At 62.9% G+C, this 17,220-nt stretch carries 19 protein-coding genes; 16 read left to right on the top strand and 3 right to left on the bottom strand.

Annotated elements, in window-relative coordinates; genetic code table 11:
• The first annotated feature begins 7 nt into the window (after window positions 1-7).
• From HU825_RS18195 to murB, 7 genes are read left to right on the top strand one after another with little or no spacing between them, the layout of a single operon-like run.
• Window positions 8-640 (top strand): MotA/TolQ/ExbB proton channel family protein, encoded by a 633-nt coding sequence (locus HU825_RS18195; RefSeq protein ID WP_043299365.1) that lies wholly within the window; start codon window positions 8-10, stop codon window positions 638-640.
• A complete protein-coding gene (locus HU825_RS18190) occupies window positions 637-1,065 on the top strand; it encodes an ExbD/TolR family protein (RefSeq protein WP_234302614.1) in 429 nt (142 codons plus the stop codon). The genes HU825_RS18195 and HU825_RS18190 overlap by 4 nt, the downstream gene beginning before the upstream one ends.
• Window positions 1,065-2,069 carry a tetraacyldisaccharide 4'-kinase gene (lpxK, locus tag HU825_RS18185; RefSeq protein WP_234302613.1) on the top strand — a complete coding sequence of 335 codons (1,005 nt, stop codon included), beginning with the start codon at window positions 1,065-1,067 and terminating at the stop codon, window positions 2,067-2,069. Before HU825_RS18190 ends, lpxK begins: the two co-directional genes overlap by 1 nt.
• 46 nt (window positions 2,070-2,115) lie before the next feature.
• A complete protein-coding gene (locus tag HU825_RS18180; protein WP_008570668.1) occupies window positions 2,116-2,301 on the top strand; it encodes a Trm112 family protein in 186 nt (61 codons plus the stop codon).
• A complete protein-coding gene (gene kdsB / locus HU825_RS18175) occupies window positions 2,298-3,062 on the top strand; it encodes a 3-deoxy-manno-octulosonate cytidylyltransferase (RefSeq protein WP_234302612.1) in 765 nt (254 codons plus the stop codon). Before HU825_RS18180 ends, kdsB begins: the two co-directional genes overlap by 4 nt.
• Before the next feature lie 2 nt (window positions 3,063-3,064).
• Complete coding sequence (locus HU825_RS18170; protein ID WP_234302611.1) at window positions 3,065-3,529, top strand: low molecular weight protein-tyrosine-phosphatase; 465 nt, start codon at window positions 3,065-3,067, stop codon at window positions 3,527-3,529.
• Window positions 3,526-4,545, top strand: coding sequence for a UDP-N-acetylmuramate dehydrogenase (gene murB / locus HU825_RS18165; protein ID WP_234302610.1), 1,020 nt, complete (start codon window positions 3,526-3,528; stop codon window positions 4,543-4,545). Before HU825_RS18170 ends, murB begins: the two co-directional genes overlap by 4 nt.
• Before the next feature lie 10 nt (window positions 4,546-4,555).
• On the opposite strand, the gene HU825_RS18160 is transcribed toward murB, so the two are convergent.
• Both HU825_RS18160 and rne read right to left on the bottom strand, forming a co-directional pair.
• Window positions 4,556-6,160 carry an FMN-binding glutamate synthase family protein gene (locus HU825_RS18160; RefSeq protein WP_234302609.1) on the bottom strand — a complete coding sequence of 535 codons (1,605 nt, stop codon included), beginning with the start codon at window positions 6,158-6,160 and terminating at the stop codon, window positions 4,556-4,558.
• A 155-nt stretch (window positions 6,161-6,315) separates the two neighbouring features.
• Window positions 6,316-9,330 (bottom strand): ribonuclease E, encoded by a 3,015-nt coding sequence (gene rne, locus HU825_RS18155; protein ID WP_234302608.1) that lies wholly within the window; start codon window positions 9,328-9,330, stop codon window positions 6,316-6,318.
• A gap of 557 nt (window positions 9,331-9,887) precedes the next feature.
• Between rne and rluC the strand changes: the two genes are divergently transcribed.
• The 3 genes from rluC to sppA are packed head-to-tail and all read left to right on the top strand — an operon-like array spanning window position 9,888 to window position 12,493.
• Window positions 9,888-10,841: a 23S rRNA pseudouridine(955/2504/2580) synthase RluC gene (gene rluC / locus HU825_RS18150; RefSeq protein ID WP_077683872.1), complete on the top strand. Its 954-nt coding sequence runs from the start codon at window positions 9,888-9,890 to the stop codon at window positions 10,839-10,841.
• Window positions 10,834-11,520, top strand: coding sequence for an HAD-IA family hydrolase (locus HU825_RS18145; RefSeq protein WP_234303423.1), 687 nt, complete (start codon window positions 10,834-10,836; stop codon window positions 11,518-11,520). The genes rluC and HU825_RS18145 overlap by 8 nt, the downstream gene beginning before the upstream one ends.
• Entirely contained in the window at window positions 11,510-12,493 is a 984-nt protein-coding gene (gene sppA, locus HU825_RS18140; protein ID WP_054095077.1) for a signal peptide peptidase SppA, read from the top strand. Before HU825_RS18145 ends, sppA begins: the two co-directional genes overlap by 11 nt.
• Window positions 12,494-12,503: 10 nt before the next feature.
• Here the strand turns inward: sppA and HU825_RS18135 are convergent, their stop codons facing one another.
• The gene (locus HU825_RS18135) at window positions 12,504-13,082 is read right to left on the bottom strand and encodes a Maf family protein (protein ID WP_054095076.1); all 579 of its coding nucleotides are present in this window, start codon (window positions 13,080-13,082) and stop codon (window positions 12,504-12,506) included.
• 105 nt (window positions 13,083-13,187) lie between these two features.
• Between HU825_RS18135 and HU825_RS18130 the strand changes: the two genes are divergently transcribed.
• From HU825_RS18130 to acpP, 6 genes are all read left to right on the top strand, one after another.
• Complete coding sequence (locus tag HU825_RS18130; RefSeq protein ID WP_077683875.1) at window positions 13,188-13,715, top strand: YceD family protein; 528 nt, start codon at window positions 13,188-13,190, stop codon at window positions 13,713-13,715.
• A 12-nt stretch (window positions 13,716-13,727) separates the two neighbouring features.
• Window positions 13,728-13,910, top strand: coding sequence for a 50S ribosomal protein L32 (gene rpmF / locus HU825_RS18125; RefSeq protein WP_008570655.1), 183 nt, complete (start codon window positions 13,728-13,730; stop codon window positions 13,908-13,910).
• 3 nt (window positions 13,911-13,913) lie between these two features.
• On the top strand, window positions 13,914-14,963 hold the full coding sequence (gene plsX / locus HU825_RS18120; RefSeq protein WP_138300218.1) for a phosphate acyltransferase PlsX: 1,050 nt from the start codon (window positions 13,914-13,916) through the stop codon (window positions 14,961-14,963).
• Window positions 14,964-15,026: 63 nt separating this feature from the next.
• Window positions 15,027-15,965 (top strand): ACP S-malonyltransferase, encoded by a 939-nt coding sequence (fabD, locus tag HU825_RS18115; protein ID WP_234302607.1) that lies wholly within the window; start codon window positions 15,027-15,029, stop codon window positions 15,963-15,965.
• 14 nt (window positions 15,966-15,979) lie between these two features.
• Window positions 15,980-16,723: a 3-oxoacyl-ACP reductase FabG gene (gene fabG, locus HU825_RS18110; protein WP_043299393.1), complete on the top strand. Its 744-nt coding sequence runs from the start codon at window positions 15,980-15,982 to the stop codon at window positions 16,721-16,723.
• Window positions 16,724-16,913: 190 nt separating this feature from the next.
• Window positions 16,914-17,150: an acyl carrier protein gene (acpP, locus tag HU825_RS18105; protein WP_003283670.1), complete on the top strand. Its 237-nt coding sequence runs from the start codon at window positions 16,914-16,916 to the stop codon at window positions 17,148-17,150.
• Window positions 17,151-17,220 lie beyond the last annotated feature (70 nt).

Raw genomic sequence — 17,220 nt, 5'->3', positions numbered from 1 at the left:
TCGTCTCGTGTGGGAGCTGGTCAAAGCGGGCGGCTGGATAATGCTGCCGATCATTCTGTGTTCAATCGTCGCCGCCGCGATCATTGCCGAGCGGCTGTGGACGCTGCGTCCAAGCCGGGTCACGCCACCGCATCTGCTCGGTCAGGTGTGGAAGTGGATCAAGGAAAAGAAGCTCAGCAACCAACGGCTCAAGGAGCTGCGCGCCGATTCGCCGCTGGGCGAGATTCTCGCCGCCGGGCTGGCCAATTCCAAACGCGGCCGCGAGATCATGAAAGAATGCATTGAGGAAGCCGCGGCCCGTGTCGTGCATGACCTGGAGCGCTATCTCAATGCGCTGGGAACGATTGCCGGCATCGCGCCATTGCTCGGTCTGCTGGGTACCGTGCTGGGTATGATCGAGATCTTCAGCGCCTTCATGGGGTCGGGCATGGCCAATGCGCCGCAACTCGCCGGCGGGATCGCCAAGGCGCTGATCACTACCGCGGCGGGCCTTATCGTGGCGATTCCGGCACTGTTTTTCCATCGCTTCCTGTTGCGTCGCGTCGATGAGCTGGTGGTCGGCATGGAGCAGGAGGCTATCAAGCTGGTCGAGGTGGTCCAGGGCGACCGCGATGTCGATCTGGACGAGGGCAAGGCGTGAAATTCCGGCGCAAACCGCGGGAGAATGTCGAAATCGGCCTGGCGCCGCTGATCGACGTGGTCTTCATCCTGCTGCTGTTTTTCGTGGTTACCACCACCTTCACTCGCGAGACACAACTGCAGGTGGATCTGCCGGAAGCGGCCAGTGGCACGCCGCCGGAGCAGACCGAAGTCAAGCAGCTGGAAGTCGTCATCGATGTTGACGGCAACTATTCGCTCAACGGCAAGGGTCTGCTCAAGAGCGACCTGAATTCGCTGATGGCGGCGTTGAGCAAGGAGGCTGAGGGCGACAACAGCCTGCCGATGATCATCAGCGCGGACGGCAAGACGCCCCATCAGGCGGTAATCACCGCGATGGATGCCGCCGGCAAGCTTGGCTTCGCGCATCTGCGCATCACCACCGTCGAGGCGCAGGCGGCGCCTTGATGTCGTTCGCCGAGCGGCTGCAACGCGCCTGGTATCGCGGGCATCCCGCACTGCACCTGCTGGCACCGCTGGAGGCGCTTTATCGGGCGGTTGTCGAACGCAAGCGTCGGCGCTTCCTGGCCGGGCAGGGCGACAGCTACCGGGCGCCGGTGCCGGTCATCGTGGTCGGCAATATCACGGTCGGGGGTACCGGCAAGACACCGCTGATCCTCTGGTTGATCGAGCATTGCCGTGCGCGTGGTCTGCGAGTCGGGGTAGTCAGTCGCGGTTACGGCGCGACCCCGCCGACGGTGCCGTGGCGAGTGCGGGCGGAGCAGGCGGCGAGTGAAGCGGGCGACGAACCCCTGCTGATCGTGCAGCGAACCGCCGTACCACTGATGATCGATCCTGACCGCGCCCGCGCCGTGCGTGCACTGCTGGCAAGTGAGCCGCTGGATCTGATCCTGTCCGACGACGGCCTGCAGCACTATCGTCTGGCGCGCGATCTGGAGCTGGTGCTGATCGATGCCGCACGCGGGCTCGGCAACCGTCGCTGCCTGCCAGCCGGGCCCCTGCGCGAACCGGCCGAGCGCCTGCGGACGGTGGATGCGGTGTTGCTCAATGGCGCGCAGGCGGATGCTCCAGAAGGCTATGCCTTCCGTCTGCGGCCTTCGGCGCTGATCGAGCTGCACAGCGGCGAGCGCTGGCCACTCGACCATTTTCCGCCGGGGCAGAGGCTTCACGCCGTCGCAGGTATCGGCAATCCGCAGCGTTTCTTCTCCACGCTCGAGGCGCTACACTGGCGCCCGATTCCGCACGCCTTCGCCGATCATGCCGCCTACAGCACGCTGCAGCTGCAGTTCGCTCCCGAGCTGCCGCTGGTAATGACCGAGAAGGATGCGGTGAAATGCCGGGCGTTCGCGCCCCCGGGCTGGTCCTATCTGCAGGTCGAGGCAGCGCCGTCGGCGGCGTTCGTGACCTGGTTTGACGAACAACTGGCCCGATTGCTGCCCGCTCACTCATAAGCCGTCCGATCTGCCGATGCAGTCGGCTGCTTTCCAAGGACTGCGCATGGACACCAAACTCCTCGATATTCTGGCCTGCCCGCTGTGCAAGGGGCCGCTGAAGCTGGCCGACGACAAATCCGAACTGATCTGCAAGGCCGACGGCCTGGCCTTCCCGGTGCGCGACGGTATTCCGGTGATGCTGGAAGGGGAAGCTCGTACCCTCGATGTGGATGAGCGTCTGGACAAATGAGCACCCCCTACACCGTGGTGATTCCGGCTCGCTATGCCTCCAGCCGCCTGCCGGGGAAGCCGCTGCAAGATATTGTCGGCAAGCCGATGATCCAGCACGTCTGGGAGCAGGCCAGCCGCAGCGCAGCGCAGCGTGTAGTGGTGGCGACCGACGACGAGCGGATTCTCAGCGCTTGCGCCGCCTTCGGTGCCGAGGCTGTGCTGACGCGCATCGAGCACAATTCCGGGACCGACCGCCTGGCCGAAGTGGCTGGTCTGCTCGGTCTGGATGCCGAGGCCATCGTCGTCAACGTGCAGGGCGATGAGCCACTGATCCCGCCGGCGGTCATCGACCAGGTTGCGGCGAATCTGGCGGCGCATCCTGAGGCGGCGATCGCGACCCTGGCCGAGCCGATCATCGATGCGACGACGCTGTTCAATCCAAACGCGGTGAAGGTGCTGGCGGATATCAACGGTCTCGCTCTGACCTTCAGCCGCGCCCCGCTGCCGTGGGCGCGTGATGCCTTCGCGCAGAACCGCGAGGCATTGCCGCAAGGCGTGCCGTACCGCCGGCACATCGGCATCTATGCCTATCGCGCCGGGTTCCTGGCCAACTTCGTGGCCTGGGGGCCGTGCTGGCTGGAGAACACCGAATGCCTTGAGCAGCTGCGGGCACTTTGGCATGGCCAGCGTATTCACGTCGCCGATGCCATCGAGGCGCCGCCGGCGGGAGTGGATACGCTCGAGGACCTCGAGCGGGTCCGGCGTCTGCTGGGACATTAAGCATGAAAGTGCTGTTCGTCTGCATGGGCAACATCTGCCGCTCGCCGACTGCCGAGGGCGTGTTTCGTCATCATGTGCAGCTGGCCGGTTTGCAGGATCGGATCCAGATCGATTCGGCCGGTACTGACGACTGGCATGTCGGCAAGTCGCCAGACAGCCGGACTCGCCAGGCGGCGCGGCGTCGTGGCTATGACCTCCACACGCTGCGTGCGCGCCAAGTAGAGGTTGAGGACTTCCGTCGCTTCGACCTGATCCTGACCATGGATCACGACAATCTGGCGCGTCTGCAAGCGCTGCGTCCGGCGGATGCGACCGCCGAGCTCGACTTGTTCCTGCGTCGCTACGGTGTGGCGGGCGATGTGGTGCCCGACCCCTACTACGGCGGTGCGGATGGGTTCGAGCAAGTGCTCGACCTGATCGAACAGGGCTCGCAAGCGCTGCTTACAGAAGTTCGGGAGCGCCTGTGAACCTGCGGGTCGACACGTGGCGCTCGCTCAAGCCGTTCAACACCTTTGCCGTGGAGCAGCGTGCCCGCCTGTTTGCCGAGGCGCATGACGATGCCGAGGTCCGTCAGGCGCTGGCGCTCGCGACGCGACACGACCTGCCCCTGCTGGTGCTTGGTGGTGGCAGCAACCTGCTGCTGACACGCGATGTCGAGGCGCTGGTGCTGCGCATGGCCAGTCGAGGCAAGCGCATCGTGGCGGAGCAGGACGGCAGCGTGCTGGTAGAGGCCGAAGCGGGCGAGCCATGGCATCCCTTCGTGCTCTGGACGCTGCAGCAGGGCCTGGCTGGACTGGAGAACCTCAGCCTGATTCCCGGCACCGTGGGGGCGGCGCCGATCCAGAACATCGGCGCCTACGGCGTGGAGATCGGCGATGTGCTGGCGGGCATCACCGCGCTGGATTGCGAGACGGGCGCGCTGCGCGACTTCAGTCAAGCCGAGTGTGCCTTCGGTTACCGTGACAGCCTGTTCAAGCGGCAGCCGGGTCGCTACGTAATCCTGCGGGTGCGCGTGCGGCTGCAACGGCAGGCTTCCCTGCATCTGGAGTACGGGCCGATCCGGCAGCGCCTGGCGGAGCAGGGCATCATCGCGCCGACGGCGCTGGATGTCAGTCAGGCGGTCTGTGCCATTCGCCGTGAGAAGCTGCCGGACCCGAGCGAATTGGGCAATGCTGGCAGTTTCTTCAAGAACCCGCTGGTGTCGGCGGAGCTGGCCGAGCGGCTGCGCGCTGCCCATCCGGGGTTGGTCGCCTATCCTCAGGCGGACGGTCGGGTCAAGCTCGCCGCTGGTTGGCTGATCGAACGGGCCGGCTGGAAGGGCTACCGCGAAGGCGACGTGGGGGTGCATCGTTTGCAGGCGCTGGTGTTGGTCAACTATGGCCAGGCCACGGGCGCGCAGCTGCTGCAGCTGGCGCAGCGTATCCAGAGCGATATCGCCAGCCGATTCGGGGTGGCGCTGGAGATCGAGCCGAACGTCATCTGATCCGCTCGCGTCACGTGAGTCTCGGCTCGAAGCTTTCCGCCTGCGCCATTCGCCACATCCGCGGATAGAAGTCACCCTGCAGGTTTTCCGCCAGCAGCTCCCCGGGTGCGAGGAAGGTGTGCAGCTGAGAGAACAACTTGATCTCGGTGGCTGACATCCGGCGTACCAGATGCTTGGCCTCCAGTTCGCTCGGGTGCGACAGCCCGGCCGCGGCAAGCATTTCGGCCAGCGCCTTGAGCGTATTGCGATGGAAATTGTGCACTCGCTCCGCCTTGTCCGGCACCACCAGTGCGCGCTGACGCAGTGGGTCCTGGGTGGCCACGCCGGTGGGGCACTTGTTGGTGTGGCACGACTGCGACTGGATACAGCCGATGGCGAACATGAAGCCGCGTGCCGAGTTGGCCCAGTCGGCGCCGATGGCCAGCACGCTGGCGATATCGAAAGCGCTGACGATCTTGCCGCTGGCGCCCAGTTTGATGTGTTCGCGCAGGTTCAGGCCGACCAGCGTGTTGTGCACGAACAGCAGGCCTTCGCGCAGCGGTACGCCGATGTGATTAGTGAACTCCAGCGGTGCCGCGCCGGTGCCGCCTTCCTTGCCATCGATCACGATGAAATCCGGCAGGATGCCGGTCTTGAGCATGGCCTTGGCGATTGCCATGAACTCCCACGGGTGGCCGAGGCACAGCTTGAAGCCCACCGGCTTGCCGCCGCTCAGCTCGCGCAACTGAGCGATGAATGCCAGCAGCTCCAGCGGCGTGGAGAAGCTGCCGTGGCTGGCCGGTGATACGCAGTCCTGGTCCATCGGCACGCCACGTGTCGCGGCGATCTCCGCGGTGATCTTGTGCCGCGGCAGAATGCCGCCGTGGCCCGGCTTGGCACCCTGGCTCAGTTTCACCTCGATCATCTTCACCTGTGGATCCACTGCCTGCTGGGCGAAGCGTTGCGGATCGAAGCGCCCCTGTTCGTCGCGGCAGCCAAAGTAACCGCTGCCCAGTTCCCAGATCAGATCACCGCCGTACTCGCGATGATAACGGCTGATGCTGCCTTCGCCGGTGTCGTGGGCGAAGTTGCCGAGCTTGGCGCCACGATTGAGCGCACGGATCGCGTTGGCGCTGAGAGAGCCGAAGCTCATCGCGGAGATGTTGAAGATCGACGCGCCGTAAGGCTGGCGGCATTGCGGACCGCCGATGCTGACGCGAAAGCTTGATGGATCGCTGTGCGGCGCCGTGCGGATCGAATGACCGATGAACTCGAAGCCGGCGCCATAGACGTCGCTGAGCGTACCGAAGGGCTTGTCGGCCACTTCGTTCTTCGCGCGGGCGTACACCAGCGATCGCTGTGCTCGGGAAAAGGGCAGGGGATCGCTGTCGTTCTCCAGCAGGTACTGGCGAATTTCCGGGCGGATGGTCTCGATCAGGTAGCCCAGGTTGCCGAGGATCGGGTAGTTGCGTCGCACAGCCTGCCGGGGTTGCAGCAGGTCCAGCGTGCCGATGGCGCTCAGCAATGCCGTGACCAGGGTCAGCCCCCAGACCTTTTCGAGCCAGGGAAGGCTGAACAGGGTGAACAGCACGCAGAACGCGTAGAAGGCGTAACGGTTCATCAGCGACAGATTCATCGGCACCCTCGGGTTTGCGGAATCGCACGGCGCGTGGATGGTGCGCTGATGGCGAAATGCCGGCTATTGCGCTTTGGTCGGCTGGCCTTACTTGATCGCGCCGCCTGAACGAAAAAAGGGATGCCGAAGCATCCCTTTTTTCGTTTTGGCGTGGGTCAGGCCTGAGGCTTGTCCTTGTCGTCTTGCTCGCCTTGTTCAGGCAGCGGCGCCTGCTCGACTTCCGGCGCGGGCTCCGCGACAACGTGTGGCTCGTGCGCCGACACAGCCTGCTCCGGTTCGCTCGGGGCTGCATGCGGTTCAGGCTGTTCCGATGGCTGCACCTCGGCCTGTGTCTCGGTTTGCGGTGCGGCAATCTCGGGCTCGCTCACGACGATCTCTGCAGCGGCCAGCGGCTGCTGCGCGATGCTCGGAGCTTCTTGTTCGGCTTGCACCGGCGCCGCGGCAGCCAGTGCCGCAAGGCGCTCGGCTTCGCGCTGACGACGGCGTACCTCTCGCGGGTCGTTGGGTGCGCGACCACTGGGCGCGACTGCCGGTGCCGTTTGCTCGGCGCTCGGCTCGACCGGCGCAGGCGCTTCCGCCGCCGGCTCGACGACCGCAGTTTCCGGCGTTTCCGCAATGGTTTCAGCTGCGACGGCCGGCTGCTCTTCAACAAGCGTCGCGGGGTGCTCGATCGCTGCTTGCGGTGCTTCTTCGGCGACAGTCGTACTCTCGATGACTGCTTCGGTCTCTGCAGCGGTGGCGACTTCGGCTGCCGACGACGTGTCGGCTTGCGGCTCCGCTTCGGCGCTTGCAACGATGGCGGCGGCCGTGGCAGCGACGGCGATGTCCTCGCTCTTCACCGGCGCGTTGTCTTCGCCTGCTTCGGCGATTTCGTTGCCATCGGCGTCACGCTGGCGCTCGCGACGATTGCTGCGGCGGCGCTGACCGCGGGAACGGCGACGGGGACGCTCGCCGTCGGTGGCTTCCTGGTCTTCCTCGGCGTTTTCCTCGTTCTGCTGCAGCTCTTCCTCGCTGGGTACCTGCTCGGCACGCGGCTTGCGTTCCTCACGCGGCGGTCGAGGCTTGCGTTCGGTCAGCTCTTCGCTTGGAGTCTCCAGTGCGCTGGCTTCATCCAGCGGCGCGCGCAGTTCGCGCTTGCGCTCCTCGCGCGGCTGGCGTTCTTCACGCGGGCCGCGTTCACGGCGCGGCTGAGCTTCGGCGGTTTCGAGCTGCTCGCGCGGCTTGCGCTCCTCGCGAGGCGGTCGCGGCTGGCGTTCTTCGCGCGGTTGGCGCTCCTCACGGGAGGCGCGCTCTTCACGCGGCTTGCGTTCCTCACGCGGTGCGCGTTCCTCGTCGCGACCACGGCCGTCACGACGACGATTTTGCTGACGTCCGCTGCGACGCTCTTCATTGCGCGGCGTGCGATTGCCGGCCGGCTTGGTCTCGGCGGTAACGGCTGCTTTCGGCTCTTCCTGCTTGCCGGCGAACAAGCCGACCAGCGACTTGATCAGTCCCTTGAACAGGCTCGGCTCGGGCGTGGCGGCAGGCGCCGGTGCCTCGACGGCCGTCGTTGCGGCCGGTGCCGGAGCGGGTGTGCTGCGCTGCGGCGCGGTCTTCACCGCGGCCTCTTGACGTACCAATGTACGGGTCGAGCTGACCGGCTGGACTTCCTCGGCTTCGCTGTGGCTCATCTCGTAGCTGGCGTGGCCAGCGGCGATCTCCGGGCTGTCGTCACGCAGGCGCTGGACTTCGAAGTGCGGCGTTTCCAGGTGATCGTCCGGCAGGATGAAGATGCGTGCGCGGGTGCGCAGTTCGATTTTGGTGATGGCGTTGCGCTTTTCGTTGAGCAGGAATGCCGCAACCTGGAACGGCACACGGGCGCGGACTTCGGCGGTGCGGTCCTTCAGCGCCTCTTCCTCGATCAGGCGCAGAATCGCCAGCGACAACGACTCGACGTCGCGAATGATCCCCTGGCCATTACAGCGCGGGCAGACGATGCCGCTGGTCTCGCCGAGCGACGGGCGCAGGCGCTGGCGGGACATCTCCAGCAGGCCGAAGCGCGAAATACGCCCGACCTGGATGCGCGCGCGGTCGGCTTCCAGCGCTTCGCGCATCTTCTCTTCGACGGCGCGCTGGTTTTTCGCCGGGGTCATGTCGATGAAGTCGATCACGATCAGACCGCCGATGTCGCGCAGGCGCAGCTGACGGGCGATTTCTTCGGCTGCTTCCAGGTTGGTCTGCAGCGCGGTTTCCTCGATATCGCCGCCCTTGGTGGCGCGCGCCGAGTTGATGTCGATGGATACCAGGGCTTCGGTCGGGTCGATGACAATGGAGCCGCCGGACGGCAGTTTCACTTCACGCTGGAAGGCCGTTTCGATCTGGCTTTCGATCTGGAAGCGGTTGAACAGCGGAACGGAGTCTTCGTACAGCTTGATCTTGCTGGCGTACTGCGGCATGACCTGCTGGATGAAGGAAAGCGCTTCGTCCTGGGCTTCGACGCTGTCGATCAGCACTTCGCCGATGTCCTGGCGTAGGTAATCGCGGATGGCGCGGATGATGACATTGGATTCTTGGTAGATCAGGAACGGCGCAGCGCGGCCCTGCGAGGCGTCCTTGACCGCGGTCCACAGTTGCAGCAGGTAGTCCAGGTCCCACTGCAGCTCTTCGCTGGAACGACCCAGACCGGCGGTGCGCACGATCAGACCCATATCGGCCGGCACATTGATGCCGTTGAGCGCTTCACGCAGTTCGTTGCGCTCTTCGCCTTCGATGCGGCGGGAGATGCCACCCGCACGCGGGTTGTTGGGCATCAATACCAGATAGCGACCGGCGAGGCTGATGAAGGTGGTCAGAGCGGCGCCTTTGTTGCCGCGCTCTTCCTTTTCGACCTGGACGATGACTTCCTGGCCTTCCTTCAGCACTTCCTTGATGTTGACGCGGCCTTCAGGGGCCTTGGAGAAGTACTCGCGGGAAATTTCCTTGAGCGGGAGGAAGCCGTGGCGCTCGGCGCCGAAATCGACGAAGGCAGCTTCCAGGCTGGGTTCTACGCGGGTGATTTTGCCCTTATAGATGTTGGCCTTCTTCTGTTCGCGTGCACCGGACTCGATGTCCAGGTCGAACAGCCGCTGGCCATCGACCAGTGCGACACGCAACTCTTCGGGCTGAGTTGCGTTAATTAGCATTCTTTTCATGTAGTACCGTCGGTTTCCGTGGCGTCCGGAAACGGCGTTCGGCACACACGACTCTCGCGGTCGGTGTCAGGTGAGTCAGGAATGGTTGTAAGGCACTCCAGTGTCCAGCGATGAGCGGCCAGATGGGCCGGCGTCGCGACGACGTCTCCTGCTTTGCTGTCGGAACAGCAGCAAATGCTTGGGGAGGAGGAATCAGACATCGGTAGCGGACGATTGATGAAGCGTCTGTGAAAGCCCTTGCTACGCAAATCCGATGCTGTGCATCTCCACCCAACACGCATACTTCGAAAATCGGGTGCCGCTCGCAGAATCCAGGGAGCGGGTTGTCGATTGTCGCGATTCCCCAACCTGGGGGCACGCATCATGTCTTCAAGGCTTGTTTCGTATCCTCACCACATTGGGAAGATGCGCCGGACAGCCTCACGTCCTCGAACATTTTTCCGATCAAGGTTGGCGATATCGCTGCATCCCATGATCCGGCCGCTTTTGGCGGCGTTCGCGACTATAGCAGCAATGTTTAAGTGCTTCAATTCCATGAAAATTGATATGATCTGATAATGACCATTACCCCCTCCCAGACCTCCGGCGTGCAAATGCTCGAGGTCGCGCCGGAACTTGCCGGCCAGCGCATCGACAATTTTCTCCGGACCCAGCTCAGAGGCGTTCCCAAGACGCTGATCTACCGCATTTTGCGCAAAGGCGAGGTGCGGGTGAACAAGGGCCGGGTCAAGCCCGAGTACAAGCTGCAGGCGGGCGACCTGGTGCGCGTGCCGCCGCTGCGCCTGGCCGAGCGCGACGAACCCGAGCCGTTGGCGCAGGGCCTGCTCGAGCGGCTCGAGGCGGCAATCGTCTATGAGGACAAGGCGCTCATTGTGCTGAACAAGCCGGCCGGCATCGCGGTGCACGGTGGCAGCGGGCTTAGTTACGGCGTGATCGAGGCCTTGCGCCAGTTGCGACCGGATGCCAAGGAGCTCGAACTCGTGCACCGTCTGGATCGCGATACGTCCGGGCTGCTGATGATTGCGAAGAAGCGCAGCATGCTGCGTCATCTGCATCAGGCGCTGCGCGGTGATGGTGTGGACAAGCGCTACATGGCGCTGGTGCGTGGCCGATGGGAAACCTCGAAGAAGCAGGTGAATGCGCCGCTACTGAAGAATACGCTGCGCTCTGGCGAGCGCATGGTCGAGGTGACCGAGGATGGCAAGGAGGCGCTGACGCTTTTTCGTGTTCTGCGACGCTTCGGTGACTTCGCGACGCTCGTCGAGGCCCGGCCGGTGACCGGACGCACCCATCAGATCCGCGTGCATGCCCGCCATGCTGGACATAGCATCGCCGGTGACAGCAAATACGGCGATGAAGAGTTCACCCGCGAGATTCGTGAACTTGGCGGCAAGCGGCTGTTTTTGCACGCCTATGCGCTGCGGGTGCCGTTGCCGGATGGCGGCGAGCTGGCGCTGGAGGCGCCCGTGGACGAAGTTTGGACGCGGACGCTGGAGAAGCTTGGTGAGTAGATACCAACTGCTGATCTTTGATTGGGATGGCACGCTGGTCGACTCCATTGGGCGTATCGTCGAATCGGTACGGGTGGCTGCGCGTGCTTTCGATCTGCCGCCACGCGACGATGTTTCCATCAAGGCGATCATCGGCCTTGCGCTGACGGATGCGATTGCCACGTTGTATCCGCATATCGATGATCCCGTTCTGATCGAGGAATTTCGTCAACGCTACAGCGAGCATTATCTTGCCCTGGAGGCGCAGCCTTCGGCGCTCTACCCCGGGGTTGCGTGTGCGTTGAAGGGATTTCGCGAGCGCGGCCATCTGTTGGCTGTCGCCACCGGCAAGGGACGCAAGGGGCTGGATCGAGTGCTGGCAGGGCAGGGCTGGACGGACTTTTTCGATGTCACGCGCTGCGCCGACGAGACGGCGGGTAAGCCTGATCCACTGATGATCGAGGAAATTCTTGTGCATTGCGGCATGCGTCCGGAGCAGGCGCTGATGATCGGCGACTCGGTATTCGATCTGCAGATGGCGCGGCGGGCGGGGGTCGATAGCGTGGCGGTCGCTTACGGTGCGCAGCCGGTGGAGAAGCTTCAGGCGTACGGTCCGCGCCTGGTGATCAATCGTTTTGCAGAGCTGGCCACCTGGTTGGGTGAGTCGCAAAGTAGTGAGGTGAATGAGCATGTCGGATGAATGGAAGGCGCCGATGAACGAAGGGCGTGACGAGCGCAGTAGCTGGAAGCTGCTGGAGAACACGTTGCAGGCAGGTATCCAGGAGCAGCGGCGCGCCAGGCGCTGGGGCATCTTCTTTAAACTGCTGACCTTCATCTATTTGTTCGGTGCGCTGATGGTGTTTTCGCCAGCGTGGCAGCTCGGCAAAGACAAGGCAGCGCGGGAAAGCCATACCGCCGTCATCAATGTGCGCGGCATGATTGCTGACGAGGAGTCCGCTAGCGCTGACAATATCGTTGGCGCTTTGCGTGCTGCATTCGAGGATACGAATACCAAGGGCATCGTTCTGCGAATCAATAGTCCAGGCGGCAGCCCGGTACAGTCGGGGTACGTTTACGACGAAATTCGTCGGTTGCGTAGCGAGTACCCGGCCATCAAGGTTTATGCCGTGATTACCGACCTGGGAGCGTCCGGCGCTTACTACATTGCCAGCGCAGCGGACGAGATCTATGCGGACAAGTCGAGTCTGGTTGGTTCTATTGGCGTGACGGCGGCGACCTTCGGTTTCGTCGAGGTCATGCAGAAGCTGGGTGTGGAGCGGCGCGTCTACACCTCTGGCGAGCACAAGGCATTCCTCGATCCGTTTCAGCCGCAGAAGCCGGAGGAAACCGAGTTCTGGCGTGAGGTACTGGCGACTACGCACCGACAGTTCATCGATAGCGTCAAGCGTGGGCGTGGCGATCGCCTGCAGGTGGCCGCGCATCCCGAGCTGTTCTCAGGATTGGTCTGGTCGGGCGAGCAGGCCCTGGAACTTGGTCTGATCGATGGTTTGGGCAGTACGGCGCACGTGGCGCGTGAGGTGATCGGTGAGCCAGAGTTGGTAGACTTCACCGTGAAGGAATCGCCAATCGACCGCTTCACCAAGAAGCTCGGCGCGGGCGTCGCCGAGCGGCTCGCGCTGCTGGTCGGTCTGCAGGGGCCAGCGTTGCGCTAGTGGCTGTGCGTCAGGGTAGTTCCACTCCCTCGGCCAGAAGCATGTCCACCAGGCGAATCAGGGGCAGGCCTATGAGGCTGGTAGCGTCCTCGCCCTCGGTGGCGCGGAACAGGCTTATGCCCAGGCCCTCGGCCTTGAAACTGCCGGCGCAATCGTAGGGTTGCTCGATCTGCAGATAACGCTCGATGCGCGCGTCGTCCAGTTCGCGGAAATGGACTGTGAACGGAACGCAGTCGATCTGAATGCGCCCGCTGCGACTATCGAGTAAGGCTAGGCCGGTGAGAAAGCGAACAGTGGTGCCGCTGGCGGCCTGCAGCTGGCGTCTGGCTCTTTCGAACGTGTGGGGTTTGCCGAGGATGCTGTCGCCCAGTGTTGCTACCTGGTCGGAGCCGATGATCAGATGATCGGGGTGGGTTTCGGCGAGTGCTTGTGCCTTTTGGGCGGCCAGACGGCACACCAGTTGTTCGGCTGATTCGCCAGGATGTGGAGTTTCGTCGATGGCCGGGGCGCAGCTTGTGAAAGGCAGGCGCAGGCGTGAAAGCAGTTCCTGTCGGTACTTGGAACTCGAAGCAAGTAATAGTCGGCGCATGTGTCCTTCCTTTTATATATGGATGGGCAATTCTATGCGCGCGGTGTGGCCAGCGGGCTGAATTCCTTTGACAGTCATGGGGCGCATCCATAGAATGCCGCGCTTATGTTGAAAGGACCGATACCTCCGCACATTGATCCGCGCAAGCTTGCAGATCGGGCGGCTAGCCTGCAGGGCGAGCTAAGCCTGTCGCAGCTTCAGCGACTCGCTGAGTCTCTTGAAGATGATCAGGGTGTGGTGCGTGCCAGTTTTTCGTTCGGGCGCGACGAGCAGCGTACTGCGGTTATCCACAGCCAGCTCGATGTTGACGTCAAAATGATTTGCCAGCGTTGTCTGGAGCCGGTTGTTTTGCCCATTCACAGCGAATGCGACTACGCCGTTGTCAATGAGGGGGCGAGCAGCCAGCACCTGCCCAAGGGCTATGACGTGCTGGAAGTGGGAGAAGATCCGTTGGATCTGCTGGCGCTGGTCGAAGACGAGCTGTTGCTCGCTCTGCCGATTGTTCCACTCCATGATCCTGAAATTTGCCAGCCGCCGGTTGGGCCAGACGAGCCTGAGCCGAGTGAGGACGAGGTAACGCGGTCCAACCCGTTCAGCGTACTGGCGCAGTTAAAGCGTGACCCAAACGTTTAGGAGTTGATCCAAATGGCTGTTCAGCAGAACAAAAAATCCCGTTCCGCTCGCGACATGCGTCGTTCCCACGATGCTCTGCAGGCGAACGCTCTGTCCGTGGAAAAGAGCACTGGTGAAGTCCACCTGCGTCACCACGTTTCTCCGGACGGTTTCTACCGTGGTCGCAAGGTGATCGACAAGGGCGCTGACGAGTAATCCTTGTCCGCTCCGGTCATCGCGATCGACGCAATGGGCGGGGACTACGGTCCCCGTTGCATTGTTCCAGCCAGTCTGTCCTGCCTGGCTGACCTCCCCTCGCTGCATCTGGCTCTTGTCGGCCAATCCTCCCTTCTGGAACGCCTCATCGCCGAGCACTCATCGGTCGATCGCACACGTCTGCAGATCGTTGACGCCGAGGACGTTATCGGTATGGCCGAGCGTCCGGCGCAGGCTCTACGCGGCAGATCGCAATCATCGATGCATGTCGCGCTGGAGCTCGTGCGCGACGGGCGGGCGCAGGCCTGTGTCAGTGCTGGCAATACCGGTGCGTTGATGGCCTTGGCGCGGCAGGTGCTGAAAACGCTGCCAGGCATTGATCGCCCTGCGATGGTGACTGCGATCCCGACGCGCGCAAAACCCTGTTTGTTGCTCGATTTGGGAGCTAACGTCGATTGCGCTGCCGAGCAGTTGCAGCAATTTGCGGTCATGGGATCGGTTGCTGCACAGGCTTTGGGTGTCGATCGTCCTCGCGTTGCCCTGCTGAACATCGGAGTCGAAGAGGTCAAGGGTAACCAGCAGGTCAAGCTTGCGGCCACCTTGTTGCAGCAGATGCAGGGGCTCAACTTCATCGGCTTCATCGAAGGCGATGGTCTGTATCGCGGCGAAGCGGATGTCGTGGTGTGTGACGGCTTCGTCGGCAATGTTTTGCTCAAGTCCAGTGAGGGGCTGGCGGAGATGGTGATCGCCAGGGTGGAGGCGCTTTTTCGGCGGTCGCTTGCCGCACGCATCGTTGGCGGGCTGGCGTTGCCGATGCTGCGTCAGTTGCGCACGGAGCTGCGACCATCACGCTACAACGGCGCCAGTTTCCTCGGCCTTCAGGGGATTGTGGTAAAGAGTCATGGCAGCGCCGGGGAGGCTGGCTTCAGGTCCGCTATCCTGCGTGCGGCGGAAGATGTCCAGCATGACCTGCCTGGCCATTTGCGCGAGCGCTTGGCGCAGGTGCTGGGATCGGACAATGTGACTGCGTCCGGTAGTCGACCATCCAACTGAAATTCGCGACGCCTGCCTCCAGGTTCGCGTAACAGACGATCAGAACCATAAGAGAGCTGCTTCATGTCCGCATCATTCGCTTTCGTCTTTCCTGGTCAGGGTTCGCAGTCGCTCGGGATGCTCGCCGAGCTGGGCGTCCAGCAGAGCCTCGTCATCGACACGTTCGCCGAAGCCTCGGCGGCACTTGGCTATGACATCTGGGCGTTGACCCAGCAAGGTCCGGAAGAACAACTGAATCAGACCGATAAGACCCAGCCGGCCATCCTGGCTGCATCGGTGGCGCTGTGGCGTCTGTGGCTGGCCGAGGGCGGCGCACGTCCCGCCTTCGTTGCCGGGCACAGTCTTGGGGAGTATTCCGCGCTGGTCGCCGCGGGCAGTTTGCCGTTCGCCGAAGCGGTGAAACTGGTCGAGCTCCGTGGCCAGTTGATGCAGCAGGCGGTGCCGGCTGGTCTGGGTGGAATGGCGGCGATTCTGGGGCTGGAAGATGCCGACGTGCTGGCGGCCTGTGCCGAGGCGGCGCAGGGAGAAATCGTCAGTGCAGTGAACTTCAACGCGCCCGGGCAGGTTGTGATCGCCGGCAATGCGGCCGCCGTTGAACGCGCCATCGAAGCCTGCAAAGCGCGTGGCGCCAAGCGCGCGATGGCGCTGCCCGTGAGTGTGCCTTCGCATTGTGAGCTCATGCGTCCCGCGGCCGAGCGCTTTGCGGATGCGATTGCCGCTGTTGCCTGGCAGGCACCGCAGATCGCGCTGGTCCAGAATGTCAGCGCAGCGGTCGTCGCTGATCTGCAAACTCTTCAGCGCGATCTCCTGGCTCAGCTCTACAGTCCGGTGCGCTGGGTCGAGTCAATGGTTGCGCTCAGCGAGCGCGGCGTGACGGATTTGGTCGAGTGCGGCCCCGGCAAGGTGCTGTCCGGCCTGAACAAGCGCTGCGTGAAGGGCATCAACACCTACAACCTAGACACCCCAGAAGCCTTCGCCGCCACCCGCGCTGCGCTGGCTTGATCAAGGAGAACACTATGAATCTGCAAGGCAAGGTGGCGCTGGTCACTGGCGCTAGCCGCGGTATCGGTCAGGCCATCGCCCTGGAGTTGGGGCGCCAGGGCGCCATCGTTATCGGCACGGCTACCACGCCGTCAGGTGCCGAGCGTATCGCCGAAACCCTGAAGGCGAACGGCATCGAAGGCGCTGGTCTGGTGCTCGACGTCGGCAACGACGAGTCGGTCGCCAGTACGCTGGAACACATTCAGCAACATCTCGGGCAGCCCGCGATTCTGGTCAATAACGCCGGGATCACACGCGACAATCTGATGCTGCGGATGAAGGATGATGAGTGGTTCGATGTCATCAATACCAATCTCAACAGCTTGTATCGCCTTAGCAAGGCCGTGTTGCGCGGCATGACCAAGGCGCGTTGGGGACGTATCATCAACATCGGTTCGGTGGTGGGTGCAATGGGTAACGCGGGGCAGGTAAACTACGCCGCCGCCAAAGCCGGCCTCGAAGGATTCAGTCGTGCCCTGGCGCGTGAGGTGGGGTCGCGTGGTATCACGGTCAACTCCGTGGCGCCGGGCTTCATCGATACCGATATGACGCGTGAATTGCCGGAGGCCCAGCGTGACGCCTTGCTGGGGCAGATCCCGCTGGGACGTCTCGGTCAGGCTGAGGAAATCGCCAAGGTCGTTGCCTTTCTGGCTTCGGATGGCGCTGCCTATGTCACTGGTGCCACGGTTCCGGTGAACGGCGGCATGTACATGAGTTGAATGTGACGCCGGGCGTGACTCGGCAGTCATAATGGCTGTTTTAATCGCTATAAGCTGCGAAACGTTTATAGACAGATGGTTGGAAGTGGGCTCATGCTTGCCCGCTTTCAGCTTGAAATGCGGAAAACGCTTTCTATACACTACCGCGCAGACCAGCTGCCTGCTTTTTCCATAGGAGTGAAAACAAGGTATGAGCACCATCGAAGAACGCGTCAAGAAAATCGTTGCCGAGCAACTTGGCGTTAAAGAAGAGGAAGTTACCAACAGCGCTTCCTTCGTCGAAGACCTGGGTGCCGACTCTCTTGACACCGTCGAGCTGGTGATGGCTCTGGAAGAGGAATTCGAGACCGAGATTCCGGACGAGCAAGCTGAGAAGATCACCACCGTTCAGGAAGCCATCGATTACATCAACGCGCACGCGCAGTAAGTTGTAATCCTGCTTCGGAACTAGGAAAAGCCGCACTGCCTTGCACGAGGTAGTGCGGCTTTTCTTTGAG

Origin of the sequence: Pseudomonas phenolilytica (assembly GCF_021432765.1) — a bacterium.
In the GTDB taxonomy this organism is placed as follows: Bacteria; Pseudomonadota; Gammaproteobacteria; order Pseudomonadales; family Pseudomonadaceae; genus Stutzerimonas; species Stutzerimonas phenolilytica.
This window is presented reverse-complemented; position numbering and strand designations above follow the sequence as displayed.